The sequence below is a fragment of the Sulfuricurvum sp. genome, from assembly GCF_049305995.1.
GTDB lineage: Bacteria > Campylobacterota > Campylobacteria > Campylobacterales > Sulfurimonadaceae > Sulfuricurvum.
Genome location: NZ_JBAQPS010000121.1, coordinates 1 through 5,713 on the forward strand (window position 1 = coordinate 1; position 5,713 = coordinate 5,713).

Below are 5,713 nucleotides of genomic sequence, written 5' to 3' on the forward strand. Positions count from 1 at the left end.
CCTCTATTCGTCGTGGTAAATTGTTAAGATTAAAAAGGTCTTGAAGTTGACACAAGAGTATTTCGTCTGAGGGTTGAGGAGTACGTAAAAGTTCTTGTGCATTGCTAATGGCTAAATCAATCAATTCTTTTTTACTTCCCCGCTGCGGTGTTTCTATTTTGGCTTTTTTACCAAATAATTCACTAAGATGCTCCGAAACCCAATCACTTGATTCAAACACGTGTGCTGTTAAGATGGGAGCAATAATAGGTGGTTTTTCATTACCGTAAAATCCCATGATTGTACGCTCATAAGCTTCATCAAGAGAAAAAGAGAGGCTAATCGGAAGAAAATCATGCGTAGTTGAAGCAACTTTGCCCTCACGAATAAATAGACGGAGAATACAAGCACGTGTTTCATTGACAGCAATAGCAAAAAGATCATAATTTTCAGCAGATGCCAAATCGATTTGGGAAGTCAGCTCACTTTTGCTGATTCGTTCGATGCGATCTCTAAGCGTCAATGCTTCTTCAAATCGGAGCGATTCCGCATACAGCTCCATTTTTGTTTCGAGTTGCTTGATCAAACGATGTTTATTTTGAATCCATTCAATCCCTTGTATCACCATCGGCATGTAAATTTCACGAGAAATCGGAAATTCACAAGGAGCAAAACATTGTTCCATTTGATAAAAAAGACACTGTTTTTTCCCTTTGAGGCAACTTTTTTTTTGTACCAGTTTCAGCAGTTCATACAGAGAATCGAGAATATCGCGAGCTCCTATGGAAAAAGGACCAAAATAACGGATTTTTTTTCCTTGAATAATTTTGCGAGTAAGTTCAAACCGCGGATAAGGTTCATCCATATCAACATACAGATAGGGATAGGTTTTATCATCGCGTAGGAGAATATTGTATTTGGGTTTGAGTTGTTTAATCAGAGAGTTTTCCAAAATGAGGGCATCATGTTCATTTTCGACAATGATGTAATGAAGTCCAACGGTTTCGGAGAGCATTTTTTGGATTCGCAACGAAAGGGTTGCTTTGGGAGAGAGTTTAGGGGTAAGATTGAAATAGCTTTTGACCCGTTTGGAGAGGTTTTTCGCTTTTCCGATGTAGAGGATTCTCCCTTTTTCATCGAGATACTGATAAATTCCCGCTTGGTGGGGAAGAGAACGAATTTTGTCAATCATGTTTAGGTTCTTAATGAATAATTTATGGTAGCTATTATAACATCCCCCTAGAAGAAGATGAGGGGATAAAATGGCAAAAAAATGGACAATTGCCTTAAGTGTTATCGCAATCACGGCACTGTTAGGCGGATGTGGCTATAAAGCACCTCCCTATTATGAAAAATCCTCAGTGAAAGTGAATTCATCCGTTGCGTTATGATGTAGTTATAATCGGTTCGGGAGTGGCAGGGCTTTACACAGCAATAGATCTTCCAAAAACTCTTAAAGTTTTACTTATCAATAAGTCCTATCCGTGGGAATGCAATACCTATTATGCTCAAGGGGGCGTTACTACGGCGTACGATCATGCGGATATTGCACTGCATATCCAAGATACTTTGGATGCAGGTGCAGGGATGTGCAATACCGAAGCAGTTCGTATTCTGAGTGAAAATTCTCAGGGTGTAATCCGTGATTTGATCGATCGAGGATTTTTATTTGATAAAGACAATGAAGGTCATTTGCTCTATACCAAAGAAGCTGCCCATTCACGAAGCCGAATCCTCCATGCCGGAGGGGATGCAACGGGGAGACATTTGCACTTTTTCTTACTAAACCAAAATCCCCACCCAATGCTTAGTGAAGCTACGGTTATCGATTTATTAATCGAAAACAATCAATGTTGCGGAGTGGAAGTATTGGTAGAAGGGAAGCAAAAAATTATTTTGGCCGATAATGTCATCATTGCCAGTGGCGGTGTGGGATCATTGTATGAATACCATACAAACGCATCGAGTATCAGCGGTGATATTCATGGTATTTGTATCGAAAAAGAGATTGCCCTCGAATCAATGGAAATGATGCAGTTCCATCCTACCGTTTTTGTCGCCAATAATTGGGCTCGTAAACAGCTCCTCTCCGAAGCACTCCGAGGGGAAGGGGCGCATGTGGTCGATGAAAACGGGTATCGCTTTTTGTTCGAGTACGATCCGCGCGGTGAGTTGGCTCCGCGTGACATCGTGAGTCGTGCTATATTCGATTATAAACAGCGAAGCCAGAAACAAGTCTATCTTTCATGTGAAGATTTTGAGAGTGAGTATTTTAAAGAGCGGTTCCCGAATATCTATAAATCTCTGAATGATTTAGGATATCATCTTCCCAAAGAGCGGGTTCCGATCTCTCCCGCATTTCACTATGCCGTTGGGGGGATTAAAACAAACCTCGATGGAAGCGTTCCGGGGATAAAGGGGCTTTATGCGGCAGGAGAAGCGGCATCGACCGGAGTTCATGGAGCGAATCGATTGGCGAGCAACTCATTGTTAGAGGGGCTTGTGTTTGCCCAAAGGGCGGCAGAGTCGATTTTGGCACACCCCTCATACGGATGCGGTGAGGATTTTACGCTAGGTACAGAGCCGCTGGAACTCGATGGGGACAAAGAAAAAAAAGATGAGCTTCGTCGGATCATGTGGAACTATGTCTCGATTAAACGGACTCCGCATGGGCTTAGTACGGCATTGGAAGCGATAGAAAGAATGCTCTCGGAGAACGTAGGGAGATTATTACGTTTGCGCCTCTTAACAGCTCGAAGTATCGTTGAAGCGGCGCAAAAACGTCCTGAATCGATAGGGGTACATTTTATAACACAAGATGAAAAACAATGACTATCCCAATCAATGAATCGGTTGCAATCAATTTGGTAAATCATCCGTTTGGATGGTTTCTCCTCGCACTTTTCGTAGTAGGGTATTATTTTATCGCGACAGAAGAGAAATACCATATTGATAAAGCTAAGCCGGCATTGTTTATCGGAACATTAATGTTTGTTCTGATCGGGATTTATTATGTCATCAATGGAGCAGATTTAACACCATTTGAGCAAGAAGTGGATCATCTGATTTTGGAAATTACCGAAATTTTCTTTTTCTTATTTGTCGCTATGACTTATATCGAAGCACTGGTGGAACGAGGTGTTTTCAGTGCATTACGTGCAAAACTGATTGCCAAAGGGTACAGTTATCGGGAACTGTTTTGGATTACCGGTACTTTGGCATTCTTTATCTCTCCCGTTGCCGATAATCTCACCACAGCATTGATCCTCTCGACGGTATTGTTGACCATCGATAATAAAACCAAAGAGTTTCTTATCCCCAGTGCGATTAATGTCGTCGTTGCAGCAAATGCGGGGGGTGCGTGGAGTCCGTTTGGAGATATTACAACCTTGATGGTATGGGCGGCAGAGAAGGGAGTATTTGTTGATTTTCTCTATTTGTTTCCAGCGGCTTTCATTGGATGGCTTGTTACAGCGGCATTGTTGGTTCGGTATGTTCCTGATCTTGATCCGCATAAAGAGGGTGATCCAGAAGCGGCTGAAAAAATCGAAATCCTCAAAGGGGGAAAAGTGATCATTGCATTCGGTGCATTGACAATTGCCCTTGCGGTTTTAGGGAAGCAAGTGCTCCATTTACCTCCGATGTGGGGTATGCTTTTTGGTTTGGCGATTTTACAGCTTTATATGTATTTTCTGAAAGCGAAGCATAATGTCGATGTGAATATTTTCGATGCAATGAGCAAAGTCGAAAATAACACTCTCCTCTTTTTCTTCGGGATTTTGGCGGCAGTGGGTGCACTCCATTTTACGGGATTTTTGACGTATGCCGCAAAACTATATGAGATGTTTGATCCAACACTCGTCAATATCGGGGTAGGATTCCTCTCCGCAATCGTCGATAATGTTCCAGTCATGTCGGCAGTTCTCAAAGCCTCTCCCTCCATCGATCATGCACAGTGGATGTTGGTCACAATGACGGCAGGGATTGGCGGATCACTCATCAGTTTTGGAAGTGCAGCGGGGGTCGGTGTTATGGGAAAAATGCACGGTATTTATACCTTTTCATCCCACATCAAACTTGCTTGGACCGTTTTAGTTGGATACTTTGTATCACTTACAATATGGTATGTTCAGTTTATCGTTTTAGGCTTTTATTAATTACATTAGGGTACCCTTTCATTAACGCAAAGGGTACACAATCGCTTACCCTCCCGATTATCTCCACGTAAAGGCTCTCCTTTGAAAGATGTTAATATTATCGTCCTTGATTTCGGTTCACAGTACACACAGTTGATCGCACGCCGTCTGCGTGAAGATAAAGTTTATTGTGAGGTACTTCCGTATCACACTAAAATCGATGTTATCAAAGCAAAAAATCCGCGCGGGATCATCCTCAGCGGCGGACCTTCATCGGTCTATAACAAAGACGCCTATACTGTCGATCAAGGGGTCTATACTCTCGGAATTCCTGTTTTGGGAATTTGTTACGGTATGCAACGTATCGCGGTCGATTTCGGCGGAAGTGTTATCCGAAGCGATCACCACGAATACGGCAAAGCGGAACTTACCATCGATATGACACAGCACTCGGTACTTTTTGAGGGGTGTGAAGATGAGCGTGCGGTGTGGATGAGCCATTCGGATAAAGTGGACGTATTGCCAGAGGGTTTCGTCCCTATCGCATACTCACCGAACTCTCCGTATGCAGCCATCGCGAATGAAGAAAAAATGGTCTACGCGATGCAGTATCACCCAGAGGTGAATCACTCCGAAGAGGGGTATTTGATGCTCCGCAACTTCGCCCGAAAAATCTGCGGTATCACTGACAAATGGGATATGGGGCATTTCCTCAAAGAGCAAATTGTTAAAATCCGCGCTCAAGTAGGGGATGGCAAAGTTCTATGCGCCCTCAGCGGTGGAGTTGATTCTTCAGTGGTTGCGGCATTATTGTACGAAGCGATCGGTGATAAACTGATTCCGGTATTTGTCGATAATGGATTACTCCGCAAAGGTGAGCGTGAATCGGTCGAAAATATTTTCAAAGTTCACCTCAAAGTGCCTCTAATCGTTGCCGATGCATCGGAAAGTTTCCTCGGTAAACTTGCAGGGGTAACGGATCCTGAGACGAAACGTAAAATCATCGGACACACTTTTATCGAAGTGTTTGAAGCGGAAGCCGCGCAACATGACGGAATCAAATTCCTCGCACAAGGGACACTCTATCCTGACGTTATCGAATCAGTATCGGTTAACGGTCCCTCTGTCACGATCAAAAGCCACCATAACGTCGGAGGACTTCCGGATTGGATGGATTTCGAGTTGATCGAACCATTACGCGATTTGTTCAAAGACGAAGTACGTAAACTCGGACTTGAGCTTGGGCTTCCTGATTCATTGGTAAACCGTCATCCATTTCCTGGACCGGGTTTGGGTATCCGTATTATGGGTGAAGTGAACAAAGCGGATTTGGATTTGCTGCGTGAAGCGGATGCTATTTTGCTTGATGAGCTCAAAGCGAGCGGTTACTACACCAAAACATGGCAGGCGTTTGCCGTTCTTCTGAACGTAAAATCAGTCGGTGTTATGGGAGATAACCGTACCTATGATAACACGGTGTGTGTTCGTGTCGTTGAAGCAGTAGATGGGATGACGGCAACGTTTGCTCATCTTCCTCATACGTTGTTAGAGCGTATCAGCCGTCGTATCATCAACGAAGTGGACGGGATTAACCGTGT

Annotated in this window: 5 protein-coding genes; 4 read left to right on the top strand and 1 reads right to left on the bottom strand. The window is 43.5% G+C overall.

Annotated elements, in window-relative coordinates:
- On the bottom strand, positions 1-1,171 hold a 1,171-nt coding region (gene uvrC, locus WA010_RS03960; RefSeq protein WP_422555861.1), incomplete at its 3' end, for an excinuclease ABC subunit UvrC.
- 70 nt (positions 1,172-1,241) lie between these two features.
- Between uvrC and WA010_RS03965 the strand changes: the two genes are divergently transcribed.
- From WA010_RS03965 to guaA, 4 genes are all read left to right on the top strand, one after another.
- Complete coding sequence (locus WA010_RS03965; protein WP_422555862.1) at positions 1,242-1,370, top strand: lipoprotein; 129 nt, start codon at positions 1,242-1,244, stop codon at positions 1,368-1,370.
- Positions 1,360-2,811, top strand: a complete 1,452-nt coding sequence (gene nadB, locus WA010_RS03970) for an L-aspartate oxidase (protein WP_422555863.1) — start codon at positions 1,360-1,362, stop codon at positions 2,809-2,811. The genes WA010_RS03965 and nadB overlap by 11 nt, the downstream gene beginning before the upstream one ends.
- Positions 2,808-4,136 (top strand): sodium:proton antiporter NhaD, encoded by a 1,329-nt coding sequence (gene nhaD, locus WA010_RS03975; RefSeq protein ID WP_422555864.1) that lies wholly within the window; start codon positions 2,808-2,810, stop codon positions 4,134-4,136. The genes nadB and nhaD overlap by 4 nt, the downstream gene beginning before the upstream one ends.
- 81 nt (positions 4,137-4,217) lie before the next feature.
- A partial coding sequence (gene guaA, locus WA010_RS03980) for a glutamine-hydrolyzing GMP synthase (protein ID WP_422555865.1) occupies positions 4,218-5,713 on the top strand: 1,496 nt, incomplete at its 3' end.